This is a genomic window from Pseudomonas sp. 14P_8.1_Bac3 (genome assembly GCF_025466085.1).
GTDB lineage: Bacteria > Pseudomonadota > Gammaproteobacteria > Pseudomonadales > Pseudomonadaceae > Aquipseudomonas.
Map to the genome: position 1 here is coordinate 16,033 of NZ_JANLOD010000007.1, position 15,738 is coordinate 31,770.

Sequence of the window (15,738 nt, forward strand, 5' to 3'; positions counted from 1 at the left end):
GATGCGCGCAGGTCGGGCGTGGCGAGCTAATCGGCCTGTCCGCGGAATTCATTGATCTGCATCTATGCTTGATGAACAAGCGGATGGCACTCGCGCGGACCGTGGCGGACTAAGCATCAGGACGCAACATTGCGTCCCGGCGGACTGACATGGATCGGACATGAACGAAAAGACGGTACACAACAAATCGCTGGTGATCCTGCTCGGGCTGGTCACCGCTGCTTTCATCTGGATTTTGCTGCCGTTTTACGGCGCGGTGTTCTGGGCGGTGATCCTCGGAATCCTTTTTGCCCCGCTGCAACGCCGACTGCAATTGAAATTCGGCTGGCCGCGTAACCTGACCTCGCTGATGACCCTGAGCGTCTGCCTGATCATCGCGATCCTGCCGGTGATCATTCTCAGCGTGTTGCTGGTTCAGGAAGGGGCGACGTTGTACAAGAGCATCGAAAGCGGCGAGCTGGACATTGCCGGCTATGTCACCCATTTCAAGCACAGCCTGCCGCCGTACTTCCAGCATTTGCTCGATCGCGCCGGGCTCGGCGAGCTGGACGGGCTGCGGGAGAAAATCATCAAGAGCGCGGTGACGGGCAATGAGTTCATCGCCACCCAGGCCTTCAGTTTCGGGCAGGGCACGTTCGATTTCATCGTCGGCTTTTTCATCATGCTGTACCTGCTGTTCTTCTTTTTGCGCGACGGTGCCGACCTGGCGCGCAAAGTGCGCGCCGCCGTGCCGCTGGAAGAACACCAGAAGCGTCGATTGCAGCTCAAGTTCAACCGAGTGGTGCGAGCCACGGTCAAAGGCAACCTGGTGGTCGCCATTACCCAAGGCGCGCTGGGCGGTGCGATTTTCTGGTTTCTCGATATCCCGAGCGCGTTGCTCTGGGCGGTGCTGATGGCGTTTCTGTCGCTGTTGCCTGCAGTGGGCGCGGGGATCGTCTGGGGGCCGGTGGCGGTGTTTTTCCTGTTCAGCGGGGCGATCTGGCAGGGGGTGGTGCTGGGGTTGTTCGGCGTATTCGTGATCGGCCTGGTGGACAATGTGCTGCGGCCGATCCTGGTGGGCAAGGACACCAAGATGCCCGATTACCTGATTCTCATCTCGACCCTGGGCGGCCTGGCGATTTTCGGGCTCAACGGTTTTGTCATCGGGCCGTTGATCGCGGCGCTGTTCATGTCGAGCTGGGCAATCTTCATCGAAACCAAACCGCGGGTGCAGCTGCCTTAGGCGCTGAATCGGTCGGTGACGAGGCGTTGTGACAAGGCCTTGGCGTCGTTCAGCGAAGTGAGCGGACCGCTGATCGGTTCGCCGTCCTGGACCAGATACCAGCAGGCGAGCAAGCCAAGTGCTCTGAGTGGGGCGGGGACGGCGCTGCCGATAACGGACATGATCTGAACATGGGACATCATAAGTACCTCCATCAATCTATGGAGCTACCTTACGGACCTGGCGCCTGAAGGAACAATCAACGCTTTCAATAGTCGTCATTGACGCGAACGCACCCAAGCGACCGCCTGTCGGTCAGTCGACCACCAGGTCGAGCATGTGAACCACTTCCTGTTCGTTGAGCAGGCCTTTGCGCACCAGGTTTTCTGCCAGCAGCGAAAGAAACTTGGCGCTGCGATGACCTTCCAGGTGCTTGAGTTCGGTCAGGGCGTTGTACACCTTGCTGGAGGTGCACAGGCTGAGATCGCGGTGCGGATTTTGCGTCGGCATGTGCTCGTCCTTGTTGTTATCAACCTGTTGTGGGCGGACAGATCCAAGCTTGCGGACCTGGCATGACATAAATATGACCGTTTTCCCCGAGCCGGGGAAAGGGCGCCAGAGTCAATCTTGCCCGCTTGAACGGTCCGCGCTGTCCCGATAGCGACCTTGGCGCGATGTATTTAGACCCTTGCCGACGAACGGGCATAAAAAAGCCCCGCTCTATAAGCGGGGCTCGATCAGCGCTGTTACCAGCGGCCGTAACCGTGGGGAGGGCCGTAATAACGTGGCGGGCCGTAGTAGCCACGGGGTGGGCCGTAGTAAACCGGCGGCGGGCCGTAGTAGACCGGCTGTTGCACATAAACCGGCGCTGGCTGGTAGTAAACCGGTGGCGGCTGTTGCACATACACCGGCTGCGGCTGTGCGTACACCGGTTGCTGGACGTAGACCGGCCGGTTGCTGTTGATGATGGCTGAACCGACGATGGCGGAGCCAACGATCGCGCCAAATACCGCTGGACCTTGCCAACCGCCACCGCCATGCGCTTCTGCCTGCCCTGCGATAGCAAGAGCACCGATCAGCAAGGCAACTGTGGGGATTTTACGGATCATGATAATTCCTCGGTTCTTCAACCCGGCGCTTGCGTCTGCAATAGACCCAAGGATTGTCGCGGGGATACATCTAAGACAGCGTATTTCGGAAAATCAGCACAGCCGTTGGGTAAATTTTGTGTAAGGTCTGTACCGGCTTCCTTACCGTCGTGCGCTGCCACGTGCAGGCACGCTTATATGATCGAACAGATCGCGATGGAATGGCTAATCCCGTCCATCTGAAAGTGCTGTCGAAGGAGATTTTTCATGCAGATGAACCCCAACAAAGACACCCAGCTGTGCATGTCCCTGTCGGGACGGCCGGGCAACTTTGGCTTGCGCTTCCACAATCATCTGTACGAACAGCTGGGCCTGAATTTCTATTACAAGGCGTTCCGTAGCCAGGACCTGAGCGGCGCCGTCGCCGGCATTCGCGCGCTTAGCATTCGCGGCTGTGGCGTGTCGATGCCCTTCAAGGAGGCGTGCATTGCGCTGGTCGATGAGCTGGACGCGTCCGCCGCGGCCATTCAATCGATCAACACCATCGTCAACACCGACGGCCACCTGAAGGCCTACAACACCGATTACATCGCCATCGCTCAACTGCTGGAAACCCACCAGGTGCCCAAGGCATCAAGCTTCGCCCTTCGCGGCAGCGGCGGCATGGCCAAGGCGGTGGCCAGTGCCTTGCGCGATGGCGGCTATAAAAACGGCCTGATCGTGGCCCGTAACGAGCAGGCCGGACGGGCCTTGGCGGATTCGTTGGGTTATGACTGGCAAGCGGTACTGGGTGATCGGCGCCCGCAGATGCTGATCAACGTCACGCCAATTGGTATGACCGGCGGACCTGAGGCGGATCAGTTGGCGTTTGAGGCCGAGGTCATCGCGGCGGCAGAGACCGTCTTCGATGTGGTGGCGATCCCCTCGGAAACACCGCTGATCGTACGCGGTCGCGCCGAAGGCAAGCGGGTGATCACCGGGCTGGAAGTGATCGCGATCCAGGCGCTGGAGCAGTTCGTGTTGTACACCGGGGTGCGACCGACGCAGGAGCAGTTTCACAAGGCGGTGGAGTTTGCTCGCGGCTAGGAATTTCGGTTGGCTGGGCTGGCCTCTTCGCGGGCAAGCCCGCTCCCACAAGGTTCTCTGTCGATTGGCAAAGTTGTGTACGACGTCGATCCACTGTGGGAGCGAGCCTGCTCGCGAAGAGCGCGACGCGGTCTTCAGTCGGTCGCAGCCTATAATTCCAACCAGCAAGCCAAGACTTATCCCTCAAAAAACACCGTGACCGAGGCCACCATGCACCCGCCCATCCTCAACCTGAATCAGGTCGAACTCGAACCGCTGCCCGAAGCCCTGGCGCCCACCGGCGAAACGGCCGGTCGTTATCAACAACGGATGGCCAGGGTCGGTCAGCAACTGGGGGCGCAGAAGCTCGGGTATCGCCTGTATGTGCTGGAACCGGGCATGCGCGGCAGTCCGTTTCACAGTCATCGGGTCAACGAGGAAATGTTTTACGTGGTCGCGGGAGAAGGGCAGGTCCGTCTCGGCGCCGAGCGTTTTCCCATTCGTTCGGGTGACGTGATCGCCTGCCCGCCGGGTGGCCCGGAAGCGGCGCACCAGATCATCAACACCAGCAAGGGTGAGTTGCGCTACCTGGCGGTCAGCACCCAGCAATCGCCGGAGATCTGCGAGTACCCGGATTCCGGCAAGTACGCGGTGATGGATGAGTTCAAGGTCGACGCCGAGGGCAATGCCTCGGGCTTCGTCGCCGTCGCCCGGCAGGCTGACGGTGTGGATTACTGGGAAGGCGAGTGATCACCGGGTAACACCGATTCAATTGTGGGAGCGGGCTTGCTCGCGAAAGCGTTGTCACATCTTGCATTGATGTGACGGGCAGGTCGCTTTCGCGAGCAAGCCCGCTCCCACATTTATTCGAGGCGTGCCAGTCGTTCTTCCAGCGCCGCAATGCGCGCTTCAAGCTCTTCAATCCGCTCCACGGACACGCCGCCACCCGAGCCACGCTCCACGGGGTTCTGCCGCGCCGCGAGGATCGCTTCGATGTCCGCGGGATCACCCAGCGCATGCATGTAGCGATCTTCACGCTGCCCGGCCTGGCGCGGGATCAGCAGCGCCAGACCGCGAGCGATCAAGCGCTCCAGCTGATGCACCACCTGTTCGGCGTCTTCGAATTCATGCATGCGACCGCTGCGGGTCAGCAGTTCGTTGACCGTCTGCGGACCGCGCAGAAACAACAGCCCTGTGAGTATCACCTGCGCCGGCACCAGTTCCAGGGCCTTGTCGACCTTGTGCTCCCAGCGGTCGGCGCGGCTGCCCATCACCAGTTTGGTGAACCCGCGACCCTCGAGGGCGCGCAGGCTTTGGCCGACCTGGCCCTGGGTGAGGTTCATCACTGGCTCGCGGCTGGTTTTCTGGTTACAGGCAATCACCAGGGCATTGAGGGTCAGCGGATAGGTTTCCGGGCTGGTGGCCTGCTTCTCGATCAATGAACCGAGAATGCGTATTTCCGTGCTGTTGAGCCGTGGCTCATCGAACGTGGTTTCTTGCTCAATGCTCATGATGCGTCCCTTCCCCGGTTCATAGTCTTCTGCTGGCATGCACTTTAGTTTGACGGGCGCCAATGGCAACTGAATTTGTCGCCTCCCCCCGCAATCGTCATAAAAGCGACATCAATTCATCACGCTATTTTTTTATCCGCGGAGCACCGTAGGCATGGCCGCGGGATGACGGCGACCCTGAAGGGCGCGGCGTCAAAGCGTATCGACAACGTCACTGGCCTTACTGACTGCAACCTGGAGCAAGGCATGACGCTGACCCTGGGCTTGACCCGCAATCATGCGCCGAACGGCGCGCGCCTGCCATGACCGTACTGGTCACCGGCGCCGCCGGTTTCATTGGATATCACACGGTCAAGCGCCTGTGTGAGCAAGGCCTCGAAGTGGTGGGCATCGACAACCTCAACGACTACTACAGCGTGCAACTCAAACACGCTCGGCTCAAGCAATTGAACGATTGTGCCGGCTTTCATTTCCAGACGCTGGACATCGTCGACAAGCCTGCCCTGATGGCGTTGTTCGAGGCCCACGCCTTTACCCAGGTGATTCATCTGGCGGCCCAGGCGGGCGTTCGCTATTCGCTGGATAACCCGGACGTGTATGGGCAATCGAACCTGACCGGCTTCCTCAATGTGCTGGAAGCCTGCCGACACCATCGTCCCGAGCACCTGATTTACGCCTCGAGCAGCTCGGTCTACGGCAGCAACAGCAAAATGCCGTTCAGCGTCGAGGACGCCGTTGATCACCCGGTTTCGCTGTATGCCGCGAGCAAACGGGCCAACGAACTGATGGCCCACAGCTACTGCCATCTGTACGGCATCAGGGCCAGTGGCCTGCGGTTTTTTACGGTTTACGGACCCTGGGGGCGCCCGGACATGGCGCTGTTCAAGTTCACCGAAGCGATTCTCGACGACCGGCCGATCGACCTCTACAACCGGGGCTCGATGTCACGGGATTTCACCTACATCGACGACATCGTCGAAAGCATCGCGCGCCTGGTTCCAAGACCGCCGATTCCAGAAGTGGCGGGCGAGGGCGTCAACCGGATGTTCAACATTGGCCGCGGCGAGCCCGTCGCGCTGCTGGATTTCGTCGAGTGCCTGGAGTCGGCGCTGGACCGGCCAGCGCGACGCAACTGGCTGCCGATGCAGGCCGGCGATGTGCACAAGACCTGGGCGGATGTGTCGGCCTTGGCGCAGTGGGTGGGTTTTCGTCCGCAGGTCTCGCTCGAGACCGGTGTCGGCCAGTTCGTGAAGTGGTATCGGCACTTTTATCAGCGATGAAGCGTTGGCCTTCCATCATAAAAAATCCAGGAAAACAGAGGCCTCTATGAGCCAGGACATATTTGTATCCGTGCTGATTCCGGCAAAGAACGAAGCGAACAATCTCGTCTCGCTGCTGGAAGAAATCCGTATCGCACTGACGGGCGAAGCCTATGAGGTTATCGTCGTCGATGACGGCAGCACAGACGCCACGTTGCAGGCCTTGCAGCAGACCCGGCACGGCGGCCTGGACACCTTGCGCATCCTGCGCCACGACCGTTCGCTGGGGCAGAGCACCTCGCTGTACCATGCCGCGCTCGCCGCCCGTGGCCGGTGGCTGGCGACGCTGGATGGCGATGGCCAGAACGACCCGGCGGACATCCCTGGCATGCTGGCGCTGGTACGCAGCGAGCGGGCCACAGCCGACCTGCAATTGGTCGCCGGGCACCGGGTCAACCGCCGCGACACCGCGAGCAAACGCTGGGCCTCGCGGTTCGCCAACGGCTTGCGCAGTCGCCTGCTCAGGGACCAGACGCCGGACACCGGGTGCGGGCTGAAGCTGATTCAGCGCGCGGCATTCCTGCGTTTGCCGTACTTCGACCATATGCACCGCTTCATTCCGGCGCTGATCCAGCGGCACAACGGGCGCATGCTCACCCATCCGGTCAACCATCGACCGCGCACGGCCGGGGTCTCCAAGTACGGCAACCTAGACCGCGCGTTGGTGGGCATTCTCGACCTGGTCGGCGTCTGGTGGCTGATCCGGCGCACGCGCCTGAATAGCCATGCGCAGGAGATCGAAGGATGAACCTGTCCCGCGAAACCCTGTGGCTGGTGGTCGGGTTCACCGGCCAGATCGCCTTCACCGGCCGCTTCGTCCTGCAGTGGCTGTACAGCGAATACAAGAAACGCAGCGTGATTCCGGTGAGCTTCTGGTACTTGAGCATCGTCGGCAGCACGCTGTTGTTCGCCTACGCCATCTATCGGCAGGACCCGGTGTTCATCGCCGGGCAGGCGTTCGGCTCCATCGTGTACCTGCGCAACCTGCAATTGATTGCCCGCAGCAAAACCGTGAAGGACTGACCCATGCGCCGAACCCTGTCACCCGGCGTCGAATGCCTGGGATTGATGTTGCTTGCTCTATTGTTGGTCGGCGCGGGGCTGGGTTGGCGTCAGCCGCAGAATGTCGACGAGGAGCGCTTCCTCGGCGTGGCCCTGGAAATGTTGCACAACGGTTCGTGGCTGATTCCCCACCGGGCCGCGGAGATCTACGGCGATAAACCGCCGATCTTCATGTGGACCGTGGCGTTTTTCACCTGGCTCACCGGGATACCCGCCATCGCCCTCTATATACCAGGGCTGCTGTCGGCCGCGTCGGTCACGGCGATGCTCTACGACCTGGGCCGCCGATTGTGGAATCGACGCGCAGGTCGAACCGCCGCGCTCTTGTACCTGGCGACCTATCAGACCTACAGCATTTTGCGCACCGGGCAGATCGACAGTTTTCTGATTCTTTTCACTACGTTGGGTCTGTATGGCCTGACGCGGCATCTGTTGCTGGGGCCTGCGTGGCGTTGGTTTTACGTCGGCTGCGCGGCGATGGGGATCGGCGTGATCACCAAAGGCGTCGGCTTCGTGCCGGCGTTGATGTTGATCCCGTATGCCTACGCGGTGCGCAAGGACTGGCCCGGCGTCGTGGCGATGCCCGGCGAGGCGCGTCGATGGTGCCTAGGTTTCATCCTGTTGCTGGGCGCTGTGGGCATCTGGCTGCTGCCCTTGGCGCTGTCCATCGTGCTCAATGGCGGGGCTGAGGAAATCGCCTATGCGCGGGAAATTCTGCTGCGTCAGACGGCGGGGCGCTATGCGGCGGCATGGGATCATCGTGAGCCGTTCTGGTATTTCTTCCTCAATGTCATTCCGCAATATTGGCTGCCGCTGGTGCTCGCGCTGCCCTGGCTGATTCCCGCGTGGCGCCGGCAGTTGCAAAAACGCGACGGCCGCGTGCTGGTACTGCTGGGATGGGTGGCGCTGGTCGTGCTGTTTTTCTGCCTGAGCAGTGGCAAGCGCAAGTTGTACATTTATCCGGCGTTGCCTGGGTTGGTGCTGGTCGCCGCGCCGCTGATGCCGTGGCTGTTCAAACGCTGGTTCCGTCGGCGCGTGCTGGGTTGGCGGATCTTTCAGGGGGTGGCATTGGCCTGGTTCGCGCTGTGGTTCGCTCGCGGTTTTATCGAGCCGGTCAAGGATGGCGCCAATCCCCACGACGGGTTGATGGCACAGGCGGCAGCGATGACTCAGGGCGCCGACCTGGTGCTGGTCGACTGGCGTGAGGGGCATTGGTTGTTCGCGCGACAGCCGATCGTGCATTTCGGCATGGCCGGGTCAACGGTGGAGCAGGCGGCGCGGTGGTTGCGCGAACATCCTCAGGCGTATGCCCTGGTGCCGGATGATAGGCTCGGCCAGTGCTTCAATCCGCAGCTCGCCCGTGAGTTGGGCGACACCTCGCGGGCGCAGTGGTCGATCGTGGGGGCCGACGCCGATAACGGCAATTGCCACCCTGGACCGCCGGCGCATATCTATCGCTTCACCTGGGACCGCGCATCGCTATAATCGACCCCACGTTTCACTCCTGTCACTACACGAGACTGCCATGACCATTTCCCTGTACGACGCTTCCATTCCGGTTCTGAAACAAATGCTCACCGCCCTCAGCGACGTCCTGAACAAGGCCGAAGCCCACGCCACCGCCAAGAACATCGACCCGAACGCGTTCCTCCAGGCCCGCCTGTACCCGGACATGTTCCCGCTGGTGCGTCAGGTGCAGATCGCCGTTGATTTCGCCAAAGGCATTTCTTCGCGTCTGGCCGAGGTCGAATTGCCGAAGTATGACGACACCGAAACCACCTTCGCCGACCTGCAGGCGCTGCTGACCAAGGTTCTGGGCTATATCGGCGAGTTCAAGCCGGAGCAGATCAATGGAAAGGAAGGCGTCGAGATCATCACCCGTCCGGGCACGCCGAAAGAGAAGCGCTTCAGCGGCCAGGCTTACCTGCTGAGCTATGGCTTGCCGCAGTTCTTCTTCCACGTCACCACGGCTTACGCGCTGCTGCGTCACAACGGTGTGGAAGTGGGCAAGCGCGATTACATGGGCGCCTACTAAACCCGTCGCAATAACAAAAAAAGCCCGCCAAGGTTAGCGCCTTTGCGGGTTTTTTGGTTTCTGGGGTGCGTAAAAGTGTTAGAGGCCCGGCTGGCCAGCGATCAGACACGATTGGCAGGTTCGTGCAACCGCGTTTGGAAACACTCTGTTAAGATTGCCCATCCTCATTTGCATCTGCCAGTGGGCCTTCGGGCTATCGCTGGTGTCGTCGTTTTTTCTGGAGTTTCAAATGCTGTTGCCCATCCTTCTGTTGTCCGCCGCCGGTTTCACGGTGCTGACCACGGAATTCGTCATCGTCGGCCTGTTGCCCGCCATCGCCCGGGATCTGGAAGTCACCATCCCCCAGGCCGGGTTGCTGGTGACCTTGTTCGCCTTCACCGTCGCGGCGTTCGGGCCGTTCCTGACTGCGTACTTCGCCCGGTTCGAACGGCGCAAGCTGTTTATCTCGGTGCTGATCATGTTCGGTCTGGCCAACACCCTCGCGGCGTTTGCGCCGAATATCTGGGTGATGGCCGTCGCGCGGTTGATTCCCGCGCTCGGGCTGCCGGTGTTCTGGGCCCTGGCCAGCGAGACGGCGGTGGACATCGTAGGGCCGGATTATGCCGGACGGGCGATCGCCAAGATCGGCTTCGGCATTGTCTGCGCGACGGTGTTCGGCATTCCCGTCGGTACACTGATTTCCGATGCGTTCGGCTGGCGCAGCGCCTTCGGCATTCTGGCGGTCATCGCCTTCGCCAAGGCCTTGCTGCTGTTCATCTACTTGCCGAAAACCAGCCTGCACCAGCATCAGGTGAGTTTCCGTTCGCAGTTCAAGATACTGCGCAGCCCGTTGATGATCGGCCATGTGCTGCTGTCGATCCTCGTGTTCAGCGGTATGTTCACCGCCTACACCTACCTCGCCGACATTCTCGAACGTCTGGCCGGATTCAACGGCACGGTGGTCGGCTGGTGCCTGATGGGCTTCGGCGCGGTGGGCTTGATCGGCAACTCGCTGGGCGGCCGTGCGGTGGATCGTCATCCACTGATTGCCTCGGTGACGTTCTGCGCGTTCATGATTGCCGGCATGGTGGCATTGGTGCCGAACATCCATTCGCCGCTGGGTCTGGCGGCGGCGATGGGCATCTGGGGCGTGACCCAGGCGGCGTTGTTCCTGGTCAGCCATGTGCGTTTGATGAAAGCTGCACCTGAGGCGCCGGCGTTTGCCGCGTCGCTGAACATTGCCGGCGCCAACCTCGGCATTGGCCTTGGGGCCATGGTCGGCGGCCGGGTGATCGACAGTGTCGGCCTCGGCGGTCTCGGGTTTGCCGCAGCCGGTTTTATCCTGGTGTCGATCCTGCTGGCGATGGCGCTGATGACGTTCAAGCCGCGCGAAGTCTGCGTCTGAGCCGTCACATCGCGGTGAACAGCTCGCGTCGGGCGCCTTCGGTAATCGCAACGATGCCGGGGTGCTTGACCTTGCGCTCCACCGAAATGGCGTAGAACGACTCGGTCACCGCGTCGGTCTGTCCGATCAATTCCACGCCGTACTGGCGCTTCACCTCATCGGCAATCACGCTCGGGCCGATGAAAATCCCGCTGCCGGATTGCCCGAACGCCTGCATCAAGGCGCTGTCATCGAACTCGCCGACGATCCGTGGCTGAATCTGCTGCTCGGCGAACCAGCGCTGCAAGCGACTGCGCACCACGGTTTCCGGCCCTGGAATCAGCAGTGGCGCGCCGTGCAGGCTGCGCGGGAAATCCTGACCGTATTGCGCCGCCAGTCCAGCCGTGGCGAAGAAACTGATCCCGCATTCACCGAGCTTCTGGCTGTAGCCCTTGATGTCCAGGTGCGACGGCATCGGACTGTCGGAAATCACCAGGTCGAGGCGCTGGATCGCCAGGTCGGCGAGCAGCCGCTCGAGTTTGTCTTCGCGGCAGGTGATGCGCAGCGGTTCACTCAACTCCATGGTCGGTGCGATCAGGCGGTAGACGATGGACTTGGGCACGACGTCGGCGACGCCGACCCGGAACAGGATTTGCTGCTCATCAGGCTGCGCGCGCAGCATCAATTCCAGTTCGCCACCGAGCTGAAACATTTGCTCGGCGTAGGGCAGTGTCTGACGCCCGGCTTCAGTGAGTTCGAGCTGTCGACCGACCCGGCGAAACAATTCGATACCGAAGGTTTGTTCAAGCAGCGAAATCTGCCCGCTGATGGTCTGCGGCGTCAGGTTCAGTTGCTCGCAGGCGCGCACGATGCTGCCGGTCTTGGCCACCACCCAGAAGTAATGCAGTTGTCGATAATTGAGCATGGCAACCAACAGTTCGTAAAAAACGAAGTATAGCCGCTAAAAATACGAATTTTCCTGAAGTGTTTGCCTCCCTAGAATGCCTCGCTATTCACGGACTGCGGTTCGATTCACAAAACTGTAGGAGCGAGCCTGCTCGCGATGGTCGTTAACGATAACGCGTGGCTACCGGCCAAACGCGGCGGCCTTTAGTCAATCGCGAGCACGTTCGCTCCTACAGAAGATCTCTAGAGGAAGACATTGATGAAGCTTAAAACCACGGCCCTGCTGATCGCGTCTTTACTGATACTGTCCGGTTGCGACCAGGCCGAGAAAAGCGCGCAGCAACTGATGGGCAAGGCTGCGGAAAGCGCGAAGCAAGCGATCGACGATACCCATAAAGCTGCCGAACAAGCGCTCAGCGACGCCACTGGCGGCCTGATCAGCAAGAAAGAACCCGCGGACGAAGACAGGAAAAAAACCGAATCTTCGTCCCAGGACATCTAAACCGCCTTAAACGAGTCAGGACTGACCCATGGAATACCTTTTAGAACTTGCTGCAAGCCCCACCGCCTGGATCGCCCTGGCCACGCTGGTGGTGATGGAAATCGTGCTCGGCATCGACAACCTGATCTTCATCTCGATCCTGACCAACAAATTGCCGGAGCAGCATCGGCAGAAAGCGCGGCGCATCGGTATCGGCATGGCGCTGATTCTGCGACTGGCGCTATTGAGCACCATCGCGTTCATCGTCCAGTTGACGGCGCCGGTCATCGAGATCCTCGGCCATGCGTTCTCCTGGAAAGACATGATCCTGATCGCCGGCGGCCTGTTCCTGTTGTGGAAGGCGACCACCGAGATCCATCACAGCATGGACCCGGCACCGGAAGATCCGAAGACCGCGACCTCGACCGTGGCCCTGGGTTTTGCCGCTGCGATCGGGCAGATCCTGATGCTGGACATGGTGTTTTCCATCGACAGCATCATTACTGCGGTTGGCATGACCGAGCATTTGCCGATCATGATCATCGCGGTGGTGGTCTCGGTGCTGGTGATGTTGCTGGCGGCTGATCCGTTGGCCAAGTTCATCAACGACAACCCGACGGTGGTGATGCTGGCGCTGGGCTTCCTGATCATGATCGGCATGACGCTGATCGCCGAAGGCTTCGGCGCCCACGTACCGAAAGGCTACGTCTACGCGGCCATGGCGTTCTCGGCAACGATCGAGGGCTTGAACATGATGTCCCGTCGGGCGAAGCAGAAGCGCATGGCCGCTGAAGCTTAATCCAGGGAAAACGAAACGGCCGCCTGCGCTCGCGAGAGCACAGGCGGCCGTTTTTTTGCGCCCTTAAGCGTGTCGGTCAGTGCGCCGTGGCGTGGCGCACCGTCGGTTTTTCCAGGTTTGCCACCCGAGCCGCCGGGGCAGGGTGGTGATGGCGGCGCGCGATTCGCAGTACCCCCCACAACATGGCGGCGGCAACGGCCAGCCAGCCGGAAATCAACATTACAACGGTCATCGTCAGGCTCATCGGTGCCTCCTCTTTGCCCTGCCGCGGGCGAACACACTCATTGCAAGTGACAGTCTAGTCGCTGCCATGTTTCAGGCTATTGACCAAAGGTCGTCTGTCACCAACCACTTCGCTCTATCGAACCCGCCAAACTGACGCTTAAGGCTATACCACTGCCGCGTGGCGCCCTATGATCGACGGCCTAGCCGGGAGCACGGATCACCGGCGTCTGAACGAGGGAGTAATGAGGGTGCGGGCAATGTCACGAATTCGAATGGCAGCACTGATTACCGGCTGCGTTGTCGGGCTGGCGGGTTGCGCGGGAAGTGTTGCGCCCGAGGTCAAGCGTCTGCCGGAACGGGTGGAACTCAGCGGTACGTTCTATCGGGGCCAGGAGTATCAAAGCGGGCCGCAGGTGCTGGCGAGCATGCTGTCACAGCAGGGCGTCGTGATAACGCCGGGTCTGCTCGAAAAGCCTTTGCACGTGCCGGGCGCGGAAGCGCAGTTGCAGCAGAACATCCAGAACCTCGCCCGCGAGTACGGCATGGTTGTGTACCCCCTCGACAGTAATCTGCCGGCGCTGCTGACTCAGGTGGCTGCGGGTTATCCAGTGATGGTGCGTTTCACCGAAGGCTCGGCGTTCTGGGCCGAACCGCGTTACGCCATTCTCGCCGGCTACAACCGTCAGAAGCAGACTGTACTGTTGCGCGCCGGGATGAATCGTCGGGAACTGATGAGCTTCGCTTCGTTCGAGTCGGCTTTCAAAGCGGCTGGCGGCTGGGCGGTGCTGATCCAAAAACCGAACCAGATTCCTGCCCATGTCGATCAGCAACGCTGGTTGAAAGCAGCGAGCGATCTGGCCCAGGCCGGTCAGGAGCAAGCGGCCGCCCGTGCCAGGCAGGCGCTGAACGCGCAGTAACGCTCCGTTCGTCATCTGCATCGCACGCTCGAGCGTCATCGGCCTCAGAGTGATAAGCGCCCGGATTTCTCCGGGCCCGACCAAGGAGGCGCTCGATGGCACATACCAACAACCCTGATGGCCCGCATTCGTCTGAACATTCCTCAGGCGATGACTTGGGTTTCGACCCCGATTCGCCGGACGTTTCCGATCCTCAGGTCGACCCGATCGGGCCCGCGAAGGCGCCCAAGGACGTGAAGCCCGGGGAGGGCGACAAGACTCCCGCCAAGCCTTACGACCCGCTGGCAGATCTGAAACCCTGAGATTCAGTGAGAGGTGTCTATGTCTACCGACTCGAGTTTTGATGACAAACATCCGGACAGCGTTCCTACCACTCCCGAAGAAGAGATTGATCCGGTGATGGATCCGGACAGCCCGATGCGGGACCCGCTGGCCAGGCCTTTGGTGACACCGACCGAGCACCCGCGAGGCGCAAGGGACCCGAGTGCTGGGGATGGCATCCCTGATGACGATCAAATGCCGTTGCCGAATGATTGATGGCCGGATAAAAAAAGCCCCGAATGATCGGGGCTTTGTTTTTCTGCAGGATTATTTCGAGGCTTCGACCACACCGCTCTGACGGTGCTTGAGGTTCTTCTCCGACTTGTACTGCAAGGCCACGGAGGGCACGTTGGTGCCCTTGCCGGTCTCGACCCAGCTGCGAATGCGGCTGGCATCGGCGAAGTGCGTGTATTTCCCGAACGCATCGAGAATCACCAACGCCACCGGGCGATTGCCCATGCTGGTCACCAGCACCAGGCAGTGACCGGCTTCGTTGGTGAAGCCGGTTTTCGTCAGCTTGATGTCCCAGTTCGGCTTGCCGATCAGGTGGTCAGTGTTGCGAAAGCCCAGGCTGTAATTGGGCTTGCGGAACGAAACGGTTTTTTCCTTGGTGGTGCTCAGCTCGGTCAGGATCGGGTACTTGTGCGCGGCAACCAGCAATTTGCTCAGGTCCCGTGCGGTCGACACGTTACGCGGCGACAGCCCGGTCGGTTCGACGTAGTGCGTGCTGGTCATGCCCAGCGCCTTGGCCTTGGCGTTCATCGCGGCAATGAACGCGACGTAGCCGCCCGGATAGTGGTGGGCGAGGCTGGCGGCGGCACGGTTTTCCGAAGACATCAGCGCAATCAGCAGCATCTCCCGGCGCGGCATTTCACTGTTGAGTTTGACTCGGGAGAACACACCTTTCATTTCCGGTGTGTCGCTGATGTTGATCGAGATGTACTCGTCCATGTTCTGTTTGGCTTCGACCACCACCAGCGCGGTCATCAGTTTGCTGACCGAGGCAATCGGCACGACCACGTCCGGATTACTGGCGTAAATGACTTTGTTGGTCTGCAGGTCCATCAGCAGGGCGCTGCCGGAGGCGATCTTCAGTTGTGTGGTGTCGCGTGGCGCTGCGGTGGTGTCGGCCGCATTGACCGTTAGCGTGATGAACGTCCCTGTAACTGCAAAAAATAGACTCAGGATGGAAAGACGAATTTTCACGCTGGCAGACTCATAAGGTGTGGATTAGCCGTTTTGTAACGGGCTGTTTCTTAGAAACCGACACATTTTAGGAGTATGGCTGAAGAACTGTCGATAGATGTTCAATCAACAGGTGAAAGTCCTTGAAAACCCCTACAAAACAGCAGGTTTCCGGCGAATGGTAGGGTTGTTTCTCCGGACAAAAAGAACCCCGCCAAGGGCGGGGTGCTTTTGTTCGTCGGCGGACGCGAAGCGCCAAC

General features: G+C 60.5%; 22 protein-coding genes. 15 read left to right on the forward strand and 7 right to left on the reverse strand.

Annotated elements, in window-relative coordinates:
- Positions 1–160 precede the first annotated feature (160 nt).
- Entirely contained in the window at positions 161–1,222 is a 1,062-nt protein-coding gene (locus NTD84_RS02470; protein ID WP_262163309.1) for an AI-2E family transporter, read from the forward strand.
- On the opposite strand, the gene NTD84_RS02475 is transcribed toward NTD84_RS02470, so the two are convergent.
- The 3 genes from NTD84_RS02475 to NTD84_RS02485 form a co-directional block, all read right to left on the reverse strand.
- Positions 1,219–1,401, reverse strand: coding sequence for a hypothetical protein (locus NTD84_RS02475; RefSeq protein WP_262163426.1), 183 nt, complete (start codon positions 1,399–1,401; stop codon positions 1,219–1,221). The two genes, NTD84_RS02470 and NTD84_RS02475, sit on opposite strands and share 4 nt — an antisense overlap.
- 115 nt (positions 1,402–1,516) lie before the next feature.
- The gene (locus NTD84_RS02480; protein ID WP_262163311.1) at positions 1,517–1,711 is read right to left on the reverse strand and encodes a hypothetical protein; all 195 of its coding nucleotides are present in this window, start codon (positions 1,709–1,711) and stop codon (positions 1,517–1,519) included.
- A gap of 236 nt (positions 1,712–1,947) precedes the next feature.
- On the reverse strand, positions 1,948–2,310 hold the full coding sequence (locus NTD84_RS02485; protein WP_262163313.1) for a hypothetical protein: 363 nt from the start codon (positions 2,308–2,310) through the stop codon (positions 1,948–1,950).
- A gap of 246 nt (positions 2,311–2,556) precedes the next feature.
- On the opposite strand from NTD84_RS02485, the gene NTD84_RS02490 reads away from it, so the two are divergent.
- Together NTD84_RS02490 and NTD84_RS02495 are read left to right on the forward strand one after the other, a co-directional pair.
- Complete coding sequence (locus tag NTD84_RS02490; RefSeq protein WP_262163315.1) at positions 2,557–3,375, forward strand: shikimate 5-dehydrogenase; 819 nt, start codon at positions 2,557–2,559, stop codon at positions 3,373–3,375.
- A 210-nt stretch (positions 3,376–3,585) separates the two neighbouring features.
- Positions 3,586–4,104: a cupin domain-containing protein gene (locus NTD84_RS02495; RefSeq protein WP_262163317.1), complete on the forward strand. Its 519-nt coding sequence runs from the start codon at positions 3,586–3,588 to the stop codon at positions 4,102–4,104.
- A gap of 113 nt (positions 4,105–4,217) precedes the next feature.
- Here the strand turns inward: NTD84_RS02495 and NTD84_RS02500 are convergent, their stop codons facing one another.
- Positions 4,218–4,865, reverse strand: a complete 648-nt coding sequence (locus tag NTD84_RS02500; protein ID WP_262163318.1) for a YceH family protein — start codon at positions 4,863–4,865, stop codon at positions 4,218–4,220.
- Between the two features lie 165 nt (positions 4,866–5,030).
- On the opposite strand from NTD84_RS02500, the gene NTD84_RS02505 reads away from it, so the two are divergent.
- The 7 genes from NTD84_RS02505 (at position 5,031) to NTD84_RS02535 (ending at position 10,665) form a co-directional block, all read left to right on the forward strand.
- On the forward strand, positions 5,031–5,171 hold the full coding sequence (locus NTD84_RS02505; protein ID WP_262163320.1) for a hypothetical protein: 141 nt from the start codon (positions 5,031–5,033) through the stop codon (positions 5,169–5,171).
- On the forward strand, positions 5,168–6,145 hold the full coding sequence (locus NTD84_RS02510) for an SDR family NAD(P)-dependent oxidoreductase (protein WP_262163322.1): 978 nt from the start codon (positions 5,168–5,170) through the stop codon (positions 6,143–6,145). The genes NTD84_RS02505 and NTD84_RS02510 overlap by 4 nt, the downstream gene beginning before the upstream one ends.
- 46 nt (positions 6,146–6,191) lie before the next feature.
- Positions 6,192–6,932, forward strand: a complete 741-nt coding sequence (locus NTD84_RS02515) for a glycosyltransferase family 2 protein (protein ID WP_262163323.1) — start codon at positions 6,192–6,194, stop codon at positions 6,930–6,932.
- Positions 6,929–7,207, forward strand: coding sequence for a lipid-A-disaccharide synthase N-terminal domain-containing protein (locus tag NTD84_RS02520; RefSeq protein WP_262163325.1), 279 nt, complete (start codon positions 6,929–6,931; stop codon positions 7,205–7,207). Before NTD84_RS02515 ends, NTD84_RS02520 begins: the two co-directional genes overlap by 4 nt.
- A gap of 3 nt (positions 7,208–7,210) precedes the next feature.
- Positions 7,211–8,731, forward strand: a complete 1,521-nt coding sequence (locus tag NTD84_RS02525) for an ArnT family glycosyltransferase (protein WP_262163327.1) — start codon at positions 7,211–7,213, stop codon at positions 8,729–8,731.
- 40 nt (positions 8,732–8,771) lie between these two features.
- Positions 8,772–9,281 carry a DUF1993 family protein gene (locus NTD84_RS02530; RefSeq protein WP_262163329.1) on the forward strand — a complete coding sequence of 170 codons (510 nt, stop codon included), beginning with the start codon at positions 8,772–8,774 and terminating at the stop codon, positions 9,279–9,281.
- A 229-nt stretch (positions 9,282–9,510) separates the two neighbouring features.
- Positions 9,511–10,665, forward strand: coding sequence for an MFS transporter (locus NTD84_RS02535; protein ID WP_262163331.1), 1,155 nt, complete (start codon positions 9,511–9,513; stop codon positions 10,663–10,665).
- Positions 10,666–10,669: 4 nt separating this feature from the next.
- On the opposite strand, the gene nhaR is transcribed toward NTD84_RS02535, so the two are convergent.
- The gene (gene nhaR, locus NTD84_RS02540) at positions 10,670–11,569 is read right to left on the reverse strand and encodes a transcriptional activator NhaR (protein ID WP_262163333.1); all 900 of its coding nucleotides are present in this window, start codon (positions 11,567–11,569) and stop codon (positions 10,670–10,672) included.
- Positions 11,570–11,809: 240 nt separating this feature from the next.
- Between nhaR and NTD84_RS02545 the strand changes: the two genes are divergently transcribed.
- Positions 11,810–12,052, forward strand: a complete 243-nt coding sequence (locus NTD84_RS02545) for a hypothetical protein (RefSeq protein WP_262163334.1) — start codon at positions 11,810–11,812, stop codon at positions 12,050–12,052.
- Between the two features lie 28 nt (positions 12,053–12,080).
- A complete protein-coding gene (locus NTD84_RS02550; RefSeq protein WP_262163336.1) occupies positions 12,081–12,830 on the forward strand; it encodes a TerC family protein in 750 nt (249 codons plus the stop codon).
- Between the two features lie 76 nt (positions 12,831–12,906).
- On the opposite strand, the gene NTD84_RS02555 is transcribed toward NTD84_RS02550, so the two are convergent.
- Positions 12,907–13,074 (reverse strand): hypothetical protein, encoded by a 168-nt coding sequence (locus NTD84_RS02555; RefSeq protein WP_262163337.1) that lies wholly within the window; start codon positions 13,072–13,074, stop codon positions 12,907–12,909.
- 169 nt (positions 13,075–13,243) lie between these two features.
- Here NTD84_RS02555 and NTD84_RS02560 point away from each other — a divergent pair, with 169 nt between their 5' ends.
- From NTD84_RS02560 to NTD84_RS02570, 3 genes are all read left to right on the forward strand, one after another.
- The gene (locus NTD84_RS02560) at positions 13,244–13,972 is read left to right on the forward strand and encodes a peptidase C39 family protein (RefSeq protein WP_262163338.1); all 729 of its coding nucleotides are present in this window, start codon (positions 13,244–13,246) and stop codon (positions 13,970–13,972) included.
- Positions 13,973–14,067: 95 nt separating this feature from the next.
- Complete coding sequence (locus NTD84_RS02565) at positions 14,068–14,274, forward strand: DUF6021 family protein (protein WP_262163340.1); 207 nt, start codon at positions 14,068–14,070, stop codon at positions 14,272–14,274.
- 19 nt (positions 14,275–14,293) lie between these two features.
- On the forward strand, positions 14,294–14,509 hold the full coding sequence (locus NTD84_RS02570) for a hypothetical protein (RefSeq protein ID WP_262163341.1): 216 nt from the start codon (positions 14,294–14,296) through the stop codon (positions 14,507–14,509).
- Between the two features lie 51 nt (positions 14,510–14,560).
- On the opposite strand, the gene pbpG is transcribed toward NTD84_RS02570, so the two are convergent.
- Positions 14,561–15,499 (reverse strand): D-alanyl-D-alanine endopeptidase, encoded by a 939-nt coding sequence (pbpG, locus tag NTD84_RS02575; protein WP_262163342.1) that lies wholly within the window; start codon positions 15,497–15,499, stop codon positions 14,561–14,563.
- Positions 15,500–15,738: the final 239 nt, after the last annotated feature.

Bases quoted from the DNA above. Each gene is read 5' to 3' on its own strand.
- NTD84_RS02530 (WP_262163329.1), top strand. From the start codon at position 8,772: ATGACCATTTCCCTGTACGACGCTTCCATTCCGGTTCTGAAACAAATG.
- NTD84_RS02485 (WP_262163313.1), bottom strand. From the start codon at position 2,310: ATGATCCGTAAAATCCCCACAGTTGCCTTGCTGATCGGTGCTCTTGCT.
- nhaR (WP_262163333.1), bottom strand. From the start codon at position 11,569: ATGCTCAATTATCGACAACTGCATTACTTCTGGGTGGTGGCCAAGACC.
- NTD84_RS02520 (WP_262163325.1), top strand. From the start codon at position 6,929: ATGAACCTGTCCCGCGAAACCCTGTGGCTGGTGGTCGGGTTCACCGGC.
- NTD84_RS02470 (WP_262163309.1), top strand. From the start codon at position 161: ATGAACGAAAAGACGGTACACAACAAATCGCTGGTGATCCTGCTCGGG.
- NTD84_RS02515 (WP_262163323.1), top strand. From the start codon at position 6,192: ATGAGCCAGGACATATTTGTATCCGTGCTGATTCCGGCAAAGAACGAA.
- NTD84_RS02570 (WP_262163341.1), top strand. From the start codon at position 14,294: ATGTCTACCGACTCGAGTTTTGATGACAAACATCCGGACAGCGTTCCT.
- NTD84_RS02500 (WP_262163318.1), bottom strand. From the start codon at position 4,865: ATGAGCATTGAGCAAGAAACCACGTTCGATGAGCCACGGCTCAACAGC.
- NTD84_RS02535 (WP_262163331.1), top strand. From the start codon at position 9,511: ATGCTGTTGCCCATCCTTCTGTTGTCCGCCGCCGGTTTCACGGTGCTG.
- NTD84_RS02555 (WP_262163337.1), bottom strand. From the start codon at position 13,074: ATGAGCCTGACGATGACCGTTGTAATGTTGATTTCCGGCTGGCTGGCC.
- NTD84_RS02480 (WP_262163311.1), bottom strand. From the start codon at position 1,711: ATGCCGACGCAAAATCCGCACCGCGATCTCAGCCTGTGCACCTCCAGC.
- NTD84_RS02565 (WP_262163340.1), top strand. From the start codon at position 14,068: ATGGCACATACCAACAACCCTGATGGCCCGCATTCGTCTGAACATTCC.
- NTD84_RS02550 (WP_262163336.1), top strand. From the start codon at position 12,081: ATGGAATACCTTTTAGAACTTGCTGCAAGCCCCACCGCCTGGATCGCC.
- NTD84_RS02495 (WP_262163317.1), top strand. From the start codon at position 3,586: ATGCACCCGCCCATCCTCAACCTGAATCAGGTCGAACTCGAACCGCTG.
- NTD84_RS02490 (WP_262163315.1), top strand. From the start codon at position 2,557: ATGCAGATGAACCCCAACAAAGACACCCAGCTGTGCATGTCCCTGTCG.
- NTD84_RS02475 (WP_262163426.1), bottom strand. From the start codon at position 1,401: ATGTCCCATGTTCAGATCATGTCCGTTATCGGCAGCGCCGTCCCCGCC.
- NTD84_RS02525 (WP_262163327.1), top strand. From the start codon at position 7,211: ATGCGCCGAACCCTGTCACCCGGCGTCGAATGCCTGGGATTGATGTTG.
- NTD84_RS02510 (WP_262163322.1), top strand. From the start codon at position 5,168: ATGACCGTACTGGTCACCGGCGCCGCCGGTTTCATTGGATATCACACG.
- NTD84_RS02505 (WP_262163320.1), top strand. From the start codon at position 5,031: ATGACGGCGACCCTGAAGGGCGCGGCGTCAAAGCGTATCGACAACGTC.
- NTD84_RS02545 (WP_262163334.1), top strand. From the start codon at position 11,810: ATGAAGCTTAAAACCACGGCCCTGCTGATCGCGTCTTTACTGATACTG.
- NTD84_RS02560 (WP_262163338.1), top strand. From the start codon at position 13,244: ATGATCGACGGCCTAGCCGGGAGCACGGATCACCGGCGTCTGAACGAG.